At 74.3% G+C, this 17,251-nt stretch carries 15 protein-coding genes; 8 read left to right on the forward strand and 7 right to left on the reverse strand.

Going from position 1 to position 17,251, the window contains the following annotated elements:
* Nucleotides 1–38 precede the first annotated feature (38 nt).
* Both ABZ573_RS19825 and ABZ573_RS19830 read right to left on the reverse strand, forming a co-directional pair.
* Nucleotides 39–1,127, reverse strand: a complete 1,089-nt coding sequence (locus ABZ573_RS19825; RefSeq protein ID WP_358119703.1) for a zinc-binding alcohol dehydrogenase — start codon at nucleotides 1,125–1,127, stop codon at nucleotides 39–41.
* On the reverse strand, nucleotides 1,120–2,127 hold the full coding sequence (locus ABZ573_RS19830) for a Gfo/Idh/MocA family oxidoreductase (RefSeq protein ID WP_357577458.1): 1,008 nt from the start codon (nucleotides 2,125–2,127) through the stop codon (nucleotides 1,120–1,122). Before ABZ573_RS19830 ends, ABZ573_RS19825 begins: the two co-directional genes overlap by 8 nt.
* 190 nt (nucleotides 2,128–2,317) lie before the next feature.
* Between ABZ573_RS19830 and ABZ573_RS19835 the strand changes: the two genes are divergently transcribed.
* The 5 genes from ABZ573_RS19835 to ctaD all read left to right on the forward strand — a co-directional run bounded on the left by ABZ573_RS19835 (nucleotide 2,318) and on the right by ctaD (nucleotide 8,129).
* Nucleotides 2,318–3,334 carry a glucosyl-3-phosphoglycerate synthase gene (locus tag ABZ573_RS19835; RefSeq protein ID WP_151456371.1) on the forward strand — a complete coding sequence of 339 codons (1,017 nt, stop codon included), beginning with the start codon at nucleotides 2,318–2,320 and terminating at the stop codon, nucleotides 3,332–3,334.
* Between the two features lie 73 nt (nucleotides 3,335–3,407).
* A complete protein-coding gene (locus ABZ573_RS19840) occupies nucleotides 3,408–4,565 on the forward strand; it encodes a glycosyltransferase (protein ID WP_327028132.1) in 1,158 nt (385 codons plus the stop codon).
* Nucleotides 4,566–4,737: 172 nt separating this feature from the next.
* Nucleotides 4,738–5,190, forward strand: coding sequence for a DUF4383 domain-containing protein (locus ABZ573_RS19845; RefSeq protein ID WP_151456370.1), 453 nt, complete (start codon nucleotides 4,738–4,740; stop codon nucleotides 5,188–5,190).
* Between the two features lie 104 nt (nucleotides 5,191–5,294).
* Nucleotides 5,295–6,023, forward strand: a complete 729-nt coding sequence (locus ABZ573_RS19850; protein ID WP_358119708.1) for an STAS domain-containing protein — start codon at nucleotides 5,295–5,297, stop codon at nucleotides 6,021–6,023.
* Between the two features lie 105 nt (nucleotides 6,024–6,128).
* The gene (gene ctaD / locus ABZ573_RS19855) at nucleotides 6,129–8,129 is read left to right on the forward strand and encodes a cytochrome c oxidase subunit I (protein WP_151456363.1); all 2,001 of its coding nucleotides are present in this window, start codon (nucleotides 6,129–6,131) and stop codon (nucleotides 8,127–8,129) included.
* A gap of 59 nt (nucleotides 8,130–8,188) precedes the next feature.
* Here the strand turns inward: ctaD and ABZ573_RS19860 are convergent, their stop codons facing one another.
* Both ABZ573_RS19860 and ABZ573_RS19865 read right to left on the reverse strand, forming a co-directional pair.
* Nucleotides 8,189–9,331 (reverse strand): SigB/SigF/SigG family RNA polymerase sigma factor, encoded by a 1,143-nt coding sequence (locus ABZ573_RS19860; RefSeq protein ID WP_151456362.1) that lies wholly within the window; start codon nucleotides 9,329–9,331, stop codon nucleotides 8,189–8,191.
* A gap of 228 nt (nucleotides 9,332–9,559) precedes the next feature.
* Entirely contained in the window at nucleotides 9,560–10,972 is a 1,413-nt protein-coding gene (locus ABZ573_RS19865; RefSeq protein ID WP_358119748.1) for a hypothetical protein, read from the reverse strand.
* 223 nt (nucleotides 10,973–11,195) lie between these two features.
* Here ABZ573_RS19865 and ABZ573_RS19870 point away from each other — a divergent pair, with 223 nt between their 5' ends.
* On the forward strand, nucleotides 11,196–11,426 hold the full coding sequence (locus ABZ573_RS19870) for a CDGSH iron-sulfur domain-containing protein (protein ID WP_311410258.1): 231 nt from the start codon (nucleotides 11,196–11,198) through the stop codon (nucleotides 11,424–11,426).
* Between the two features lie 205 nt (nucleotides 11,427–11,631).
* Here ABZ573_RS19870 and ABZ573_RS19875 read toward each other — a convergent pair whose 3' ends face one another.
* From ABZ573_RS19875 to ABZ573_RS19885, 3 genes are read right to left on the reverse strand one after another with little or no spacing between them, the layout of a single operon-like run.
* Nucleotides 11,632–12,720, reverse strand: coding sequence for an iron-containing redox enzyme family protein (locus ABZ573_RS19875; protein ID WP_358119713.1), 1,089 nt, complete (start codon nucleotides 12,718–12,720; stop codon nucleotides 11,632–11,634).
* Nucleotides 12,721–12,771: 51 nt separating this feature from the next.
* Complete coding sequence (locus ABZ573_RS19880) at nucleotides 12,772–14,532, reverse strand: thiamine pyrophosphate-binding protein (RefSeq protein ID WP_358119716.1); 1,761 nt, start codon at nucleotides 14,530–14,532, stop codon at nucleotides 12,772–12,774.
* Nucleotides 14,525–15,649 (reverse strand): Vms1/Ankzf1 family peptidyl-tRNA hydrolase, encoded by a 1,125-nt coding sequence (locus tag ABZ573_RS19885; RefSeq protein WP_151453876.1) that lies wholly within the window; start codon nucleotides 15,647–15,649, stop codon nucleotides 14,525–14,527. The genes ABZ573_RS19880 and ABZ573_RS19885 overlap by 8 nt, the downstream gene beginning before the upstream one ends.
* Nucleotides 15,650–15,791: 142 nt before the next feature.
* On the opposite strand from ABZ573_RS19885, the gene ABZ573_RS19890 reads away from it, so the two are divergent.
* The gene (locus ABZ573_RS19890; protein WP_358119751.1) at nucleotides 15,792–16,340 is read left to right on the forward strand and encodes a hypothetical protein; all 549 of its coding nucleotides are present in this window, start codon (nucleotides 15,792–15,794) and stop codon (nucleotides 16,338–16,340) included.
* A gap of 47 nt (nucleotides 16,341–16,387) precedes the next feature.
* Nucleotides 16,388–17,248 (forward strand): alpha/beta hydrolase, encoded by an 861-nt coding sequence (locus tag ABZ573_RS19895; RefSeq protein WP_358119719.1) that lies wholly within the window; start codon nucleotides 16,388–16,390, stop codon nucleotides 17,246–17,248.
* Nucleotides 17,249–17,251 lie beyond the last annotated feature (3 nt).

Consider the following 17,251-nt stretch of genomic DNA (forward strand, 5'->3'; position numbering starts at 1 on the left):
TCGGGCCGCGCCATCCGCCCGGGGGGCGACGCGGGGCCTCAGACGGTCAGCACCACCTGGAGCTCCTGGCGGCGCCGCTCGGCGAGATCGGTCAGCAGGGCCGGGGCCTGCTCGAACGGCACCACCGCCGAGACGAGGTGCTTGCGGATCACGTCCCCGTACGTGCGCAGCAGGTCGATCGTCTCGGCGGAGAGGCGCTCCCGGTCCCAGGTGGGGGCGAGCCCGCGCGGCACCCGGCCGATCTGCGCGCACCGCAGCGACAGCCCGTTGTGGTGGAACTCCTCGCCGAACCGGACCGCGTCCGCGCCGGCCTGGTAGAAGGCCAGGTCGACGACCGTGCCCTGGGGACGCAGCAGGCGCAGCGCGAGCTGCAACGCCCACGCCTGCCCCCGGCACTGGAACACCACGTCGGCGCCCCGGTCGCCGGGGCCGTGCGCCCAGCGGGTCTTGAGCACCACCGCCGGGTCGTCGGCCTCCGGGTCGAGGGTCTCCAGGCCCAGCGCCTCGGCGACGGCCCGCCGCTGCGGGGTCGGGTCGAGCACCACCACCGAGGCGGCGCCGTGCCGCTTGGCGAACAGGGCGGTGAGCAGGGCCACCACCCCGCTGCCGACGACCGCGACCCGGCGGCCCCGCACCCCGTCGCCCAGCGACCGCACGTCGGCGCCGTGCAGGTCGGCGGCGGCGTGCAGCACCCCGTTGGCGCAGATCGGCCCCATGTGCGCGACGTAGACGCCGAGCAGCGGGTCGAGGTCCTCGGGCAACGGCACGAACCGCTCGGCGACCGGGTCGGCGACCCAGCCGGTGCGGTGTCCGTACGTCATCGCGCCGACGGTGCCCACGGCGACGGCGGGCGTACGGCTCTCCACCACCCGGCCCACCTGCATGTAGCCCAGCCGGGTCACCGGGTACGGGGTGCTGGCCGCGCCCGGCTGGAAGAGCCCGAGGTCGGCGTTCCAGGTGACGTTGAGGTAGGGGTTGGTGCCCTTGACGTAGCTGAGTTCGGTGCCCGCGGAGACGCCGCTGAACAGCGTCTCGACCCGGAACGTGCCGTCGGTCAGCTCGGCGGCGTCCTGCTCGACCAGCTCCACCCGGCCCGGGCCGCTGACCACCACGACGTGGTCACGCATCGACGGTCACCCCCGCGGCGAGCGGCGCGGCGACGGGCGTGTCCAGCCGTACGGGCCGGCCGGTGCGGGCGGAGTCGGCGACCGCGAGGGCGAGCCGCTGGGTGCCGAGGGCCTCGGCGTACGGGACGCGGACGTCGTCGCCGACGCCCCGGACCGCGTCGACGAAGGCCCGGTCCACGGCCACCCGGGCGGCCTCGGGGTCGGCGTCGAAGCGGCGTTCCCCGTCGGCGTCGCGTACGACCAGGCCGTCCTCGCTGAGCGAGAGGGCCAGCCCGTCGGCGAGGATCTCCAGTCCGGCGCGGTGCTTCCAGCCGAGCACGCAGGCGGCGGTGAGCGTGCCGACCGCGCCGCCGGCGAAGCGCAGCGTCGCGGTGGTCACCGAGTCGATGTCGGCGCCGTCGACGGGCGGCGGGGTGCCGTTGCCGTACGCGGTGACCTCGGTGGCCTCGCCGACCAGGCACCGGATGAGGTCCAGCACGTGGGCGGCCTGCTCGACCACGGGGCCGCCGGAGCGGTCCCGCCGCGACCACCAGGCCACCGGGGGCACCTTGTCCCACCACGCGCCGCTGACCATCCGCACCGGACGGTCGCCGAGCAGTTCCCGGGCCTGCTGGACCACCGGCAGGTACCGCCAGTGGTGCCCGACGCCGGTGAGCAGCCCCCGCCCGGCCACCAGGTCGGCGATGCGCTCGGCGGTCACCAGGTCGACGGCGACCGGCTTCTCGACGAACATCGGCACACCGGCCGCGACGACCGCCTCCTCGGCCGGCCCGTGGGCGAACGGCGGCACGCAGACGTAGACCGCGTCCGGCCCGGCGGCCAGCAGTTCCTCGACGTCGCCGAAGGTCCGGGCGCCGTGCGCGTCCGCCAGTTCCGCCGCCGCCTCCGGCACCACGTCGGTCACCCCGAGCAGTTCCACGTCCGCGAAGCCGCCCAACACCCGGGCGTGGCGTTGCGCCACCCCGCCGGCCCCAACCAGTCCCACCCGGCACGTGCGCATGTAAGAGCCCCTTCGCCACAGTTTCGCGTTCGGCGACTGCACTCCCCCCGCGTGCGCGCAACCAAACGTTCACCAGGGCGGAACCCGGTCACGTCACTGACGTGATCAAGCTGTTAGGCATGCTGCGTTAGCGCGAGTGCGGTAGTGGGAAAAACAGGGAAGGTTTTTCCGCCACGATCTGGGGGTGCCTGTGCGGAATACGGAAACGATGGTGTCACCGGTGGTGGAGGCGTGGGCCACCTACCGCACCACGTCGGCGGGTGACTGGCCGGCGCGGCGGCTGATCCGCGCCAAGGGGGACAGCAGGGTCAGCGTGGTCCTGCCGGCCCGAAACGAGGAGGCCACGGTCGGCGCGATCGTGTCGACGATCCGCGAGCACCTGATGGAGCGGGTGGCCCTGGTCGACGAGCTGATCGTGGTGGACTCCCGGTCCACCGACCGCACCGCCAGCGTGGCCCGCGCCGCCGGCGCGGAGGTGGTGAGCCAGGACGCGATGACCCGGGGCCTGCCCCGGCTGACCGGCAAGGGCGACGCGCTCTGGGCCGGGTTGGCCGCAGCCGAGGGCGACGTGGTGGCGTTCATCGACGCCGACCTGCGCGAGTTCCGTCCGCACTTCGTGACCGGGCTGATCGGTCCCCTGCTGACCGATCCCTCGGTGGACTTCGTGAAGGGCTTCTACCACCGCCCGCTGGTCGGGGCGTCGAGTGTGGAGGCCGACGGCGGCGGGCGGGTGACGGAGCTGATGGCCCGGCCGATGCTGAACCTGTTCTGGCCCGAGCTGGCGGGCTTCGTGCAGCCCCTCGCCGGTGAGTACGCCGGCCGCCGGGAGGTGCTGGAGCGGGTGCCGTTCGTCTCCGGCTACGGGGTCGAGACGGCGATGCTCATCGACCTGCTCGAGCTGGTCGGGTTGGACGCGCTGGCCCAGGTGGACCTGGGCGAGCGCAAGCACCGCCACCAGGACACGGCCGCGCTGGGCCGGATGTCGGCCCAGATCATGCTCACCGCCTGGTCGCGGCTGCAGCGGCGCGGCTGGGCGGCACCGGGGGCGATGCCCGCCGCCCTGCTGACCCAGTTCCGGCGCGGCGGCTCCGACGCCCTGCCGAACCTGGACCGGGAGATCGTCGTCAGCGACGTCTCCGTCGAGGAACGGCCGCCCCTGGCCGAGCTGCGGCACCGTATCCCCCGCCGACGGGTCGCCGCGGCGTGACCACGCGACCCCCCGTGACCGCGAACGACCGGACGCGGACGGCCCAGGCCCCCGCCGAGGGAAGGAATCCCGCATGAGCCTCACCGTCCTGATGAACGCCGGTCCGTGGCTGTCCGTGCCACCGCCCGGCTACGGCGGCATCGAGAACGTGATCGCGACGCTGGTGCCGGAGCTGCGCCGGCTCGGCGTACGGGTGGTGCTCGCGTCGGTCGACAGCAGCACCCTGCCGGTCGACGAGAAGTTCTCCGTCTTTCCCGACGGGCAGTTCCACGCCCTGCAACGGCCGTACAACCAGGTCTGCGGCATCTCCCAGGCGCACCTGAACGGCGTGGTGCGCGCGTTGCACTCGCGCGACGACATCGACCTGGTGCACGACCATGTGGAGGCGGTCGGCCTGGCGACGCTCGCCGCGATGGGCCCGGACGCCCCGCCGGCCCTGCACACGCTGCACTGGGACCTGGCCAAGCACCCGGCGCTCTACGGCAACGTCGACGGCGGCGACCGGGTCCGGGTCAACGGGGTCTCCGCCTCGCAGCTGGCCCGCGCGCCCCAGGCGTTGCGGGAGCACTCGGTGGGCCACGTGCACCTGTCCACCCCGCTCGCCGTCGACGCGGACCGTCGGCCCCGGGTGGAGAAGGGCGACTATCTGATCATCCTTGGCCGGATCAACCCGGGCAAGGGCCAGGACGTGGGCGCGCGCCTCGCCCGGCGGGTGGGGGTGCCGCTGGTGCTCGCCGGGCCCGTCGGCCCGTACCACCGGCCGGAGGACCTGGCCGCCGCCGGGGACGAGGCCCGGCAGAACCCGGACGTCCGGTTCTTCTACGACGAGGTGGCGCCGCACGTCGACGGTGACCTGGTCCGCTGGGTGGGCACCGTGGCCGGGCAGGAACGCGACGACCTGCTGGCCGGCGCCCGGGCCTCGCTGTTCCCGCTGCGCTGGGAGGAGCCGGGCGGCACGGCGGTGGTCGAGTCGCTGGCCCTGGGCACGCCGGTGGTGGCCACCGCCCGGGGCTGCCTGCCCGAGCTGATCGAGCACGGCCGCACCGGCCTGCTCACCGCCGACGAGGATGAGCTGGGCGATCTGCTGCTGGCCGCCGGCCTGCTGGATCCGGACGAGTGCCGGCGCGAGGCCGCCGTCCGCTTCACCCCCGCGGTGATGGCCGAGAAGTACGTGGGCCTCTACGAGCGGGTCCGCCAGCTCGCCGCCGCACCGCGCCTGCAACCGGCCTGACCGGCGATCCGCACCCCGGGGCCGGCCCGCCGTCACGGTGGGCCGGCCCCGGCTGTGTGCCGGCGCCTGGATGGGGCGGTCCCCCGGCGGTGGGGTTTGACGGTGGGGGCAGCGGGAAGGCGCGATCCACTCAGCGTTCTCGCACAGTGAGGAGACGGCGGTGACCGGTCCCATGGCGCACTCCCGCGCCCGGCACAACCCGGCCGACGGCAGGGCTCCCGTCCGGCGGGCCGCCACCGCCGTGGCGGTGGTCTTCCTCCTGGTCGGCGTGCTCGGCTTCGTGCCGGGCATCACCAGCAACTTCGGCGACCTGCGCTTCGCCGGGCACGACTCCGAATCCAAGCTGCTCGGCCTGTTCCAGGTCTCGGTGCTGCACAACATCGTCCACCTGCTCTTCGGGGTGGCCGGGCTGCTGCTGGCCCGCACCGTCACGGGCGCGCGGACGTACCTGGTCGGCGGCGGCGCGATCTACCTGGTGCTCTGGCTCTACGGCCTGGTGATCGACCATGACAGCGCGGCCAACTTCATCCCGGTCAACAACGCCGACAACTGGCTGCACCTGTTCCTGGGCCTGGGCATGATCGCGCTCGGCATCCTGACCACGCGGGACCGGACCCGCCGGTGACGCATCGTGACCGGCCGGGGCGGCGACGCCCCGGCCGGTCCGTTTGACCCTCCGCGCGGCCGGGTAGTTCGCAGATCCCCGACGATGCGAAACGAGGGCGCCCGATGCCGAGCCGGATCACCTGCGAGGTGCACGACGAGTCGCCGGTGACCGTCGTACGCCTGCGTGGCGACCTCGATCTCGGCACGATGCGCACGGTGCACGACGCGCTCGACGGCTGCCTCGCCAGCCAGCCCGACGCGCTCGTGGTCGACCTCACCGACGTCACCGTCCGTGACCGTCTCGCCCTCTCGGTCTTCGTCGCCATCGCCCGTCGCGCGGCCGGCTGGCCGGCGGTGCCCGTCGTGCTGTGCGCCCCGCCGGGCGAGGCGGCGACCTGGCTGGCCCAGTCGACCGCCTGCCGGGTGGTGCCCGTGCGCCGCGACTGCGACGAGGCGACCCGGGTGGCGAACGCGGCGGCGGCGCCCCGGCTGCGGGCCCGGCTCGAACCGGTGGCGGAGGCCTGCCGGCGGGCGCGGGAGCTGGTCACCGACGCGTGCGCCCGCTGGAACCTGCCGGAGACCGTCGGGCCGGCGTCGCTGGTGCTCAGCGAGCTGGTCGGCAACGTCGTCCGGCACGCCGGCACGCCGATGCAGGTGACGCTGACCCTGTGCCGGCCGTACCTGCACCTGGTCGTCGCCGACGGCAGCCGGACCGCGGTCCGGGCCGGCGCCGCCGACCTGCGCGCCGAGGGCGGCCGGGGGCTGATGCTCGTCCGCGAGACGGCCCAGCGGTGGGGCAGCGCCCCCGCCGGCGACGGAAAGGTCGTCTGGGCCATCCTGCCCGCGAATTGACCGAATTTACCACTCTCGCCTGAATAACCCCTGTCGCCTGGTTTCATGGGATGCGGGGCGGGTAGCCGCGCCGTCCTATCTGTCGTCTGGCGGGGTGAGAGTCACATGCCCAAGCGGGTAACCACGGAACCACGCGACCGAGGACCGGCGATCCTGGCGCCGGCACGCTTCGGCGGCTACCCCGGGCCGCTGCGCAAGGCGCTTCCCGGCGGCAAACTGACCCGGTTCCTGGCCACCACCGACCACAAGCAGATCGGCCTGCTCTACCTGCTGACCTCGTTCGGCTTCTTCCTGGTCGCCGGGATCCAGGCGATGCTGATGCGCGCCGAGTTGGCCCGGCCCAACTTGCAGTTCCTCTCGGCCGAGCAGTACAACCAGCTCTTCACCTCGCACGGCGCGGTCATGCTGCTGCTGTTCGCCACCCCCGCGGCGTTCGGGTTCGCCAACTACATCGTGCCGATCCAGATCGGCGCCCCCGACGTGTCGTTCCCCCGGCTCAACGCTCTCGCGTACTGGCTCTACCTGTTCGGCGGCCTGATGGTGCTCGGGGGATTCCTCACCCCGGGCGGCTCCGCCGACTTCGGCTGGACCGCGTACTCGCCGCTGAGCAGCCAGGAGCACTCCCCCGGCGTCGGCGCCAACATGTGGGTGATCGGCCTGGTGATCTCGGGGCTGGGCACCATCCTCGGCGCCGTCAACCTGATCACCACGATCCTCACCCTGCGCGCGCCGGGCATGACCATGTTCCGGATGCCGATCTTCACCTGGAACATGCTCTTCACCAGCGTGCTGGTGATCCTGGTGTTCCCGCTGCTCGCCGCCGCGCTGCTGGCGCTCGCGGCCGACCGGCTGCTCAACGCCCACGTGTACGACCCGGGGACCGCCGGCCCGATGCTCTACCAGCACCTGTTCTGGTTCTTCGGCCATCCCGAGGTCTACATCATCGCGATTCCGTTCTTCGGCATCATCACCGAGATCATCCCCGTCTTCTCCCGCAAGCCGATCTTCGGATACACCGGCCTCGTGCTGGCCACCATCGCGATCACCGTGCTGTCGATGACCGTGTGGGCCCACCACATGTTCGCCACCGGCCAGGTGCTGCTGCCGTTCTTCAGCATCCTGAGCTACCTGATCGCGGTGCCCACCGGCGTGAAGTTCTTCAACTGGATCGGCACCATGTGGAAGGGGCAGATCACCTTCGAGACGCCGATGCTCTTCGCGATCGGCTTCCTGGTCACCTTCCTCTTCGGCGGCCTCACCGGGGTGCTGCTGGCCAGCCCGCCGGCGGACTGGCACACCCACGACACGTACTTCGTCGTCGGGCACTTCCACTACGTGCTGTTCGGCACGGTGGTCTTCGCGCTCTTCGGCGGCTTCTACTTCTGGTGGCCGAAGATGACCGGACGGCTGCTCGACGACCGGCTCGGCAAGGCCCACTTCTGGACCATGTTCCTCGGCTTCCACGGCACCTTCCTCGTCCAGCACTGGCTGGGCAACGAGGGCATGCCCCGCCGGTACGCCGACTACCTGCCGTCCGACGGGTTCACCGCCCTGAACACCATCTCCAGCATCTCCGCCTTCGTGCTCGGCGCGTCCACGCTCTTCTTCATCTGGAACGCCTGGAAGTCCTGGCGCTACGGGGCGATGGTGAACGTCGACGACCCGTGGGGCTTCGGCAACTCGCTGGAGTGGGCCACCACCTGCCCGCCGCCGCTGCGCAACTTCGACCGGATGCCCCGGATCCGCTCGGAGCGACCCGCCTTCGACGCCAAGTACGGTCCGCTCGTCGCCGACCTCGGCCGGGACCTGCCCCAGCGCACCACGAAGCCGCCGCAGGACTTCGGCGACGAGCTGCACCGCGAGAGGCACGTGCCCGAGGCGCCGGCCGCCGAGGGGGCGCACGGCGCGCGGGAGGCCGCCGCGTTCCAGCCCGCGGCGCAGTCCGGGGCCCGGCCCGTGGACGTCCCCGAGCCGGACGACATCCGTCGGCCCAGCTTCGAGCAGACCGACGAGCCGGAGGAGACCCGCCCCGGCGGTGACCGGGAGCCGCAGGCCAGGGAGCGCTGGCGGCATCCGCGCGGGCCCGGCGACACGCCCGAGCGCTGAGCGGGCGTACGCGAGAGGGCCGGCACCCCGGGGGTGCCGGCTCTCTTCGCGACGTGGTCTCAGCCCTCGCGGGCCGCCGCCAGGCCCGCCGCGGTGAGTGAGCGGCGCACGGCCGGCTGGACGCGGGTCAGCCGTAGCGGTACCCCGGTGCGGGCGGCGGCCTCGCGGCCCGCCATCAGCGCGGCGATGCCGCCGGCGTCGAAGCCACCGGCGCCCACCAGGTCGACCACCACCTCGGCGGGCTGCCCGGTCACCGCCTCCAGCATCGCCCGGCGGAGCTGGTCCGCGCCGTCCCGGTCGACCTCCCCGCCGACCTCCACGACCACCCGGTCGCCGTTGTGCCGCACCGAGATCCTGGTCTTCGCCGGCTCGGACGACTCGGCGGTCCCGTTCTGCCACGGCGGCGGGGCGTCGGCCAGCATCGCCTGACGCAGCCAGGTCAGCGCCCGCGACAGCAGCCGGGAGACGTGCATCTGGGAGATGCCGAAGCGGGCGGCGATCTCCGCCTGGGTCTGGTTGCCGTAGAAGCGCATGGCCAGGATGCGCCGCTCCCGCCAGGGCAGCCGGTGCAGCAGCCCGCTGACCGTCACCCGGTCGTCGACGGACTCCAGCGCGTTGTCGGACTCGCCGACCAGGTCGCCGAACTCCGCCGAGCTCTCCCCGCCGACGGGGGCGTTCAGCGAGGCCGGACTGTAGCCGGCGGCCGACTCCAGCGCGGCGAGGATCTCCTCCTGCGGGGTCTCCAGCCGTTCCGCCAGCTCGGCGACCGTCGGGGCCCGGGACAGCTCGCTGGTCAGCGCGGAGGTGGCCTGCCCGACCTCCAGGATCAGGTCGCGCAGCCGGCGCGGCACGTGCACGCCCCAGGTGCGGTCGCGGAAGTGCCGCTTGATCTCGCCGACGATGGTGATGGCCGCGTATGCGGTGAAGGAGCCCCGCTCGGGGTCGTACCGGTCGACGGCGTTGACCAAGCCGAGCCGGGCGACCTGCTCCAGGTCCTCCAGCGGCTCGCCCCGCCCCCGGTAGCGGCGGGCCAGCCGGCCCGCGAACGGCAGGGCGAACCGGACGAGGTCGTCACGTGCCTCCTGGCGTCGTTCGGGCGGTAGGCCCTCGATCCGCGCCGCGTACGCCAGTGCGGCCGCGTCGAGGTCCTCCAGACCCCGATCGGTCGGAGGTGGTGTGGTCGTGGTGGTCTGTCCGAACATCCGCGCCTCCCTCAGGAAGGTCCCCCGCCCGGATTCAGGAAACCGGTCGTGCGCGCGCGTGGTCGCACCACGCCCGGGCCGGAAAATGGGTCACATGACTGGGATGTCAGCGGGCGACGGCGCCACGCCGGACGGCGTGATCAGGCCGTCGCAGCCAGCGGTGTTCCCGCTCCGTAGGTACTCAATCACGGGACCCGGGGTTCGCGAGGATGTTTCGAAAGGGCCGACTCAACAGACGAGTAACCCCTGGTGGGAGCCGCCGTCGCGCAGCGCCGCGAGAGCCTCGGGGACGGTCATCAGCGGCGGCGTCGGCAGGTCGTACGGCTGCGCCCGCAGCACCTCCGTCGCCCGGCGGGTGGGCACCGAGGTGACCGGGTAGCCGCGCGCCGAGGTGCGGTCCAGCGCCCGCCGGCGGCGCCCGAAGCCGGCGACGGCCAGCCACTGGGGCAGCCCGGCCAGCGCCGGCGACCGCAGGCCGGGCGGCTCGGGCAGCACGTCCACCGAGCTGAACGGCTCGCTCCCGGCGAGCCACCACTCCGCCGCCTCCACGCTGCGCCGGGTGGCGTTCTCGCACCAGTACGGCACCATGCCGGCCCGGACCACCTGCCACGGGTCGAGGAGCCGGCCGCACTCCACCACCAGCCGGTCGCCGGTCTTGCCGGCCGCGCGCAGCCAGCGCCGGTACAGGTCGGCGGTCGCGGCGCTGAGCGCCTCCGGCCGCGGCACGAGGACCCGGTGCAGCGCATGCCCGTGCCCGCCGGCCCACTCCTGGACGCCGGCCTCGAAACCGGACTCCACGCCGTGTTCCGCCGGCTCGGGCGGCGAGGCAACCTCCGGCGGCTCCCAGTGCGCGCCGTCCCCGCCAGCCGAACGGAGCACCTGGCGCAGGGCGTGGCTGTCCGGGTGGAAGTCGACCGGGTCGAGGCCGCTGCCCGGGCAGCCGACCTGGAAGCTGTGCCCCGGGGCGGAGTCGAAGACCGGCCAGGTGCGGGCGTCGCGCAGCAGCAGCACCGGGGCGCCGGGCTCCAGCCGGTCGGCCAGGAACCGCGCGTACGCGGCCGGCAGGGACCGCCACCGGGCCGCCAGCGACACCGTGGCGCCGGCCAGCGCGCCCCGGCTCGCGGGGCAGTGCACCTGACGGACGTGCAGGTCGGCGTTGCCGCCGAGGAGACGGGCGGTGAGGGCGGCACCGTGGTCCAGGGCGGCCTGCGGCCGGTCGACGGCGCCCTGCGCCCAGTGCACGGTCATCTCGAACCCGGCCGGTAGCCAGGGCACGCCGAGCGCCATCGCCAGGTGCGCGGCCGCGCCGTGCGGGGAGCCGATCAGGGCGCCCGGGTAGCGGCGGCGCGGGTACTGCTCGGCGAACCAGCGGGCGACCCGGCCCGCGTCGACCTCGGCGGTCTGGCCGGGGGTGAGCGCCACCCGGCCGGCCGCCCGGATCACCGCCGCCCGGCGCACCGGTTCGGGCGCGCCGACGAACCGAGACAGCGGCCCCGGGTGTCCCGGGTGTCCGAGGTCGGCGCAGTCGGTGCCGCGCAGCGCCCGCGCGGTGGCGGCCACCAGCACCCGCGCGGCGCTGCCGGCGGCCACCACCCGGTCGCCCGCCAGCCCGGCACCCTCGGCCGTGAGCCCCTTGCGCACCTTGTGCCCCGGCTCCACCTTGCCTCGTTCGCTCACCACGCGGCCCGGCTTCCCGTCCCGATGGGGTTCAAACGGGGCATCCCCCACCGGGCGGGAGCAATCAGAAGATCCCGGGCGGGCCGCCGCCGAACCGCCGAACCGGGTGACGACGCCGGTCACGCACCGCGACGGCACGCCGGTGAGCTGGGGTTTCAGTGCCGGAGCAAGGGGCACTTCAGCGCCCATGCGCACCGACGACGACACTCCCGCGGCAGCCACCATCACCCCCTACCAGGACGGCCCGCTGCTGGTCCGGGGCGACTTCGCCCTGGTCACCCCCGACGGGGAGACCATCGACGCGCGGCGGGGCACGGTGGCCCTGTGCCGCTGCGGGAAGTCGGCGCTCAAGCCGTTCTGCGACGGCACCCACAAGGCCGTCAACTTCCGCGCCGCCCCCACCCGCGAAACCCCCTGACCCCTGCCCCTGCCCCGCCCTGCCCCCACCCACGCGCGCCCCGGTGGCCGGCTGCGGCGATTGGACGCGTCGATCATGCACTTCTGGTGGGCGGAAGCTGGTGTTTCGAGGCTTTTGCGGGGCGCCACAACTGCATGATCCACGGACGGCACGGCGGGGCGGGGCGGGCCGCACGGCGGGGCGGGGCGGGGTGAAGCCGGGTGGGTCAGGCGACGGCGGCGGGTCGGCCGCCGGGGCGCGGGCGGTCGCGCAGGTCGATGCGGATCGGCGCGGCGGTGGCGCGCAGGGAGGTGCGGCCGGCGGTCCAGGCGTCCAGCAGGTGTGCGGCGAAGAGCCGGTCCACCGCCAGCGCGGCGGCGGCGCCGAAGAGGACGTCCGGGGCGAGCGCCGGCTCCACCCGGACCAGCCCGCCGCACAGGTCGTGGGCGGCGATCTGCTCGTGCACCGCGTCGGCCTCGACGTGCTCGTCGTAGAAGCGGGTGGCCGGCCCGTCCAGGCCGAGCCGTCGCAGCCCGTTGCCGTACCGGCGGTTCGGCAGCGAGGAGGTCATCTCGTACGCGGCGAGGTGCCCCAGCAGCGCCCCGCGCAGCCGCCGGTGCAGCCCGAACAGCGACATGAGGTTGTTGGTGGCCAGGGTGACCGCCGGAACGGTGTCCAGGTGGGCGGCGTAGCCGGTGTCCAGCCCCAGCTCGGCCAGGGTGACCCGGAACAGCTCGGCGTGCATCCGGTCCAGTCGCCCGTTGCCGTACTCGTCCATCTGGATCTCCACCAGGGCGGCCTTCGCCGGCCCGCCGAGGCGGGGCAGGGCCCAGCTGTGCGGGTCGGCCTCGCGCAGGTGGTAGATCGAGCGGTGCGTGACGAACTCCCGGAACTGGGCCAGCGACGCCCGGCGTTGCAGGTGGCCGGCGAGCGACGGCCCGTCGTCGGCGGCGACCACGTCGGCCAGCGCCGCCGGCATCCCGCCGGGCAGCGCCGCCGGCAGGGGCCCCACCAGCGCGCGCACCGCCGCCTCGAAGTGCCGTTCGGCGTACGCGCGCAGCGCGAGCAGGGAGGGCTGCCACTCCCAGTCCTCGTCGACGCCCTGCCAGCCCCGGTAGTGCAGCTCGTAGCAGCAGAAGAGGGTGAGCTGGAGGTCCTCGTCGGTGAGGGCGTCGGCGGGGGCGAGCCCGGCGCCGAGCCCCGCCGGAAGGTCGTGCGGCGCCCGCCGCAGCGCGTCCAGCAGCGCCGTCGACACCGGCCCACGGGGCTGCGGCAGGGGCGCGGGGCCGTACCGGCGGTCCGGGGCTTCTGACAAGGTGACCTCCAGCGTCGTACTGCCCGTCCTCAGTGCCCCTCGACTGGAGCGTTAAACGAGGTCGTCGACCTCCACGGCCACCCCGGCGGCGAGCATCCGGTCGCGTACCCGCCGGGCGGCGTCGCCCTCGGCGAACACCTCGCGCAGGTCCGCGAACGCGGGCTCGGGCGGCGCCAGCCGCACCGCCGGGTCGACCACCGCCTCCAGTACGCAGGGCCGGTCGGCCGCCAGCGCCTCGTCCCAGGCCGCCCCCACCAGCTCCGGCCGGTCGACCCGCACCCCGTGCAGGCCGAGCAGGCGCGCCCAGCCGGCGTACGGCACGTCGGGCCGGCGGCGCGTCGGGTCGGTCGGCGTACGACCGCCGCCCATGCCGGACAGGTCCCGGTTGTTGAGCACCAGCACCACCAGGCGGGGATCGCGCCACTCCCGCCAGTGGTGTGCCACGGTGATCAGCTCGGCCAGCCCGTTGAGCTGCATCGCGCCGTCGCCGAGCAGGGCGACCACCGGCTGGTCCGGGGCGGCGAGCTTGGCCGCCACGGCGTACGGCAGGGCACAGCCCATCGTGCCGAGCGTGCCGCAGAGCTGCGCGTTGACGCCCGGCGGCAGCTCCAGGTGCCGGGCGTACCAGTACATGACCGATCCGACGTCCACCGCCACCGCCCCGCGCGGCGGGACCCGGGTGGAGAGTTCGTGCAGCACGAGCTGCGGGTTCACCGGCTCGGCGGGGGCGGCGGCCCGGTCGGCCCGCTCGGCCCGCCACCGGTCGACCGAGCCCTCGACGGTCTCCCGCCACCGGGCGTTCGGCCGGTCGGGCACCCGGGCCAGCAACGCCCGCAGCGTCTCCTGGGCGTCGCCCACGAGCGGCACGTCCACCGGGTAGCGGGTGCCGATCCGGCGGCCGTCGATGTCGATCTGCACCGTGCGGGCCTGCCCCGGCATCGGGAAGTAGTCCGTCCACGGATCGTTCGTGCCGATGAGCAGCAGCGTGTCACAGCCGCCCATCAGCTCGGCGGCGGCCGGGGTGCCGACCTCGCCGAGCACGCCGGCGTGGAAGGGCAGCCGTTCGTCGAGCACCGGCTTGCCCAGCAGCGAGGCCGCCACCCCGGCGCCGAGCCGGTCGGCGAGGGCGACGATCTCTCCGGCCGCGCCCCGGCCGCCCTGCCCGACCAGGATCGCGCTCCGCCGGCCGTTGGCGAGCAGTTGGGCGGCCGCGTCCAGGTCGGCGTCGTGCGGCAGGACCCGGGCCAGCGGCTCGCCCGGCGTCGCCGAGAGCACCCCGGCCGCGTGGGACTGCAGGTCGGGCACGGTGGCCTCCTGCAACTGCCGCGGCAGCACCACGCAGACCGGGCTGCGGGTGGCGGCGGCCGTGCGGAACGCCTGGTCGAGCAGGGCCGGCACCCCGTCGGGCGTACGGCCGTAGCGGACGAACTGGTTGCACACGTCGGCGAACAGCCGGCTCAGGCCGATCTCCTGGTGGGCGCCGCCGAGCGGGCCCGAGACGTCCTCGCCGACGATCGCCACCACCGGCTTGCTGTCCAGCTTGGCGTCGTAGAGGCCGTTGAGCAGTTGCACGGCGCTCGGCCCTTGGGTGGCCAGGCAGACCCCGATCCCGCCGGTGAACTTGGCGTGCCCGGTGGCCATGTAGGAGGCGGTCTCCTCGTGCCGGGCCGGCACGAACTCCGGGTCCCCGCCCGAGGCGTCCAACGCCTCGACCACCGGGGCGATGGCCTCCCCGGGGTAGCCGAAGACCCGCGGCACCCGCCAGGCGCGCAGGCGCTCGACCACCAGGTCGGCCACCGTACGCTCAGCCATCGCCACGCCCCGGGGTGCCGGAGTCGACGTAGCGCAGCACCGCGCCGACGCCGTCAGTCAGCTCCGGTGCCTCGTCCGGGCCCAGCACGGTCAGCTCGGCGTCGGTGCCGACCAGCGCGCGCACGAGGGCGGCGTCGGCGCGGACCTTCTCCGGGTCGCGTACGGACATGGCGGCGAGCTGCCCCGGGTCGGTGGCGATCTCGGTCGGGTCCGGCCCGATCCAGAGTTCCCCGGTGGCGGACGGGTCGTCGACGATGAGCATCGTCTCGACCTGGTTGCGTTGCAGGGCGGACACCACGGCGTCCAGCCCGGCGCCGACGTCCTCCTGCATGCCGAACCGGTCCAGCACGGCGGTGATCCGCTGGTCGGCCACCTCGGCGATGGTCTGCACGGTGAGGTCGTCGAGCAGGCTCTGGTCGGCGCCGCCGCCCCGGGACCCGGCGTCGGTGCGCACCATCAGGTCCTGCCAACGTTCGGGCATCTGGGCGGCGATCACGCCGGTGGCGCGCACGTCGCCGGCGACCACCACCACCTCCGCGCCGACCTTCTCGGCCAGCTCCACCGTGGCGGCGGTGACGTCGCCCGCGTTGTGGTGCCAGGCCTCCATGGCGGCCCGCTGGTGGTGCGACTGCGACCAGCCGCCGGGCTGCACCCGGCGCAGCTGGAAGTCCTCCCGGCCGCTCACGTGGGCCCGGCGCGGGACGCCGCCGGCGCTGATCGCCATGGCGTCGGCGCCGGTCCGGTCGGCCAGCACCCGGACCCAGGCCACCTGCTCGCCGCGTTGCGCCAGCATGGGCATCACGTGCGGCAACGAGGTGTACGCGGCCAGGTCCCGCAGCGGCGGGGCGGAGAGGTACTCCGACAGCACCACCCGGCCCCGGGCGCCGAAGACCGCCAGCCCGTAGCCGCCGGGCATCGGATCGTGGCCCCGCACGACGCGTTCGACGGCGTCGATGGTGTCCACGTCGGCGCGCTGCTGTTGAAGTTGGTCACGCAGGGCGCGCCAGCGCAGATCGAGCGCCGGGTGGGCGTCCTCGGTGTTGGCGGACGCGTCCAGGTACACCGAGACCCACGGCCCCGGCCGGTCGTAGAGCGGGCGCAGGAAGGACAGCTGCATGCTCGACCCCTTTCCAGCTCGGCCCCCCGCTTACCCGTGCCGCTGCGGTTGTCACCTGGCCGCCGCGAGCGCGTGACCGCATTTCATTCATGTCGTTCAACCCGGACGACCGATACCATGAGTGAACGCAACCGGACTCTGGGTGGTGGAGATGGACAGCGACCTGCACATCCGGCGGATCGTCCATCCGACCGGCCGGATCGTCACTGGGCGGATCGTCCGGCTGATGGACGGCTACCCGCGCGAGGTGCGCATCGGCCAGCCGGTGCTGGTCGCGGTGCTCGTGGCGGCCGGGATCGCCGGCCTGCTGATGGCGCTGGCCCGCTCCCTGTTCTCCGCCAGCTCCGGCGCGGCCCGACGAAGCTTCAAGGACCTGAAGAAGGGCCCGGAATACCTGGTCACCCCGGTGCGGCTGCGCGACGCCGCCGGGCGGCTCTGCGAGGTCGAGCTGCACGGGCACCTGCCGCAGAGCGCCCTGCACCCGGCCGACCACGTGCAGCTCACGTTGCGCCCGCAGGGCGACCCGGACCTGCCGCCGAAGATCGAGCGGATCGTGAACCTGACGACGGGCCAGCTGCTCACCCCGCGTACCGCCACTCTGTGGTCGCACCTCGGGCCGCCGCTGCTGCTCCAGGCGGTGCTGGGCGCGGTGCTGGTCGCCGCCGTGCTGGCCTGGTCCACGCTGACCTGACGGCCGGCGCGGTTTCCGGCGGCGCGCCCGCGGGCACGGTGGCGGACATGTTCGAGGGATTCACGCTGGAGCGGATCGACGTCGGCGAGGTCCAACTGCGGGTACGCCACGGCGGCTCGGGGCCACCCGTGGTGCTGCTGCACGGCCATCCGCGCACCCACGCGACCTGGCACCGGGTCGCGCCGCTGCTCGCCCGCGAGCACACCGTCATCTGCCCAGACCTGCGCGGTTACGGCGGCTCGTCGAAGCCGTCGAGCGACCCGGGGCACACCACGTACGCCAAGCGGGCGATGGCCCGCGACGTGGTCGGCCTGCTCGACGCGCTCGGCCACGACCGCGCGGCGGTGATCGGGCACGACCGGGGCTGCTACGCGGCGATGCGCACGGCGCTGGACCACCCGGATCGGGTCAGCCGGCTGGGCGTGCTCGACGGGGTGCCGATCGGCGAGGCCCTGGCGCGCGCCGACGCCCGGTTCGCGGCCCGCTGGTGGCACTGGTTCTTCCTCGGCCAGTCGGACAAGCCGGCGGAGCGGGTGATCACCGCCGACCCGGACGCCTGGTACGGCGGGTCGCCGGCGGCCATGGGCGAGGAGGCGTACGCCGACTACCGCCGGGCCATCCACGACCCGGCGACGGTGCACGCGATGTGCGAGGACTACCGCGCCGGGCTCGGCCCCGACCGGGCGGCCGACGACGCCGACCGGGCCGCCGGGCGGCGGATCGCCTGCCCGGTGCTGTTCGGCTGGTCGGAGCGGGACGACATGGTCGACCTGTACGGCGACCCGGCGGCGATCTGGCGGGACTGGGCCGACGACGTGCGGGTGGCCGCGATCGACTCGGGCCACCACATGGCCGAGGAGGCCCCGGAGCAGCTCGCCGCCGCGCTGGCCGACTTCCTCGCCGGCTGACCG

Origin of the sequence: Micromonospora sp. NPDC007220, assembly GCF_040634035.1 — a bacterium.
GTDB lineage: Bacteria > Actinomycetota > Actinomycetes > Mycobacteriales > Micromonosporaceae > Micromonospora > Micromonospora reichwaldensis.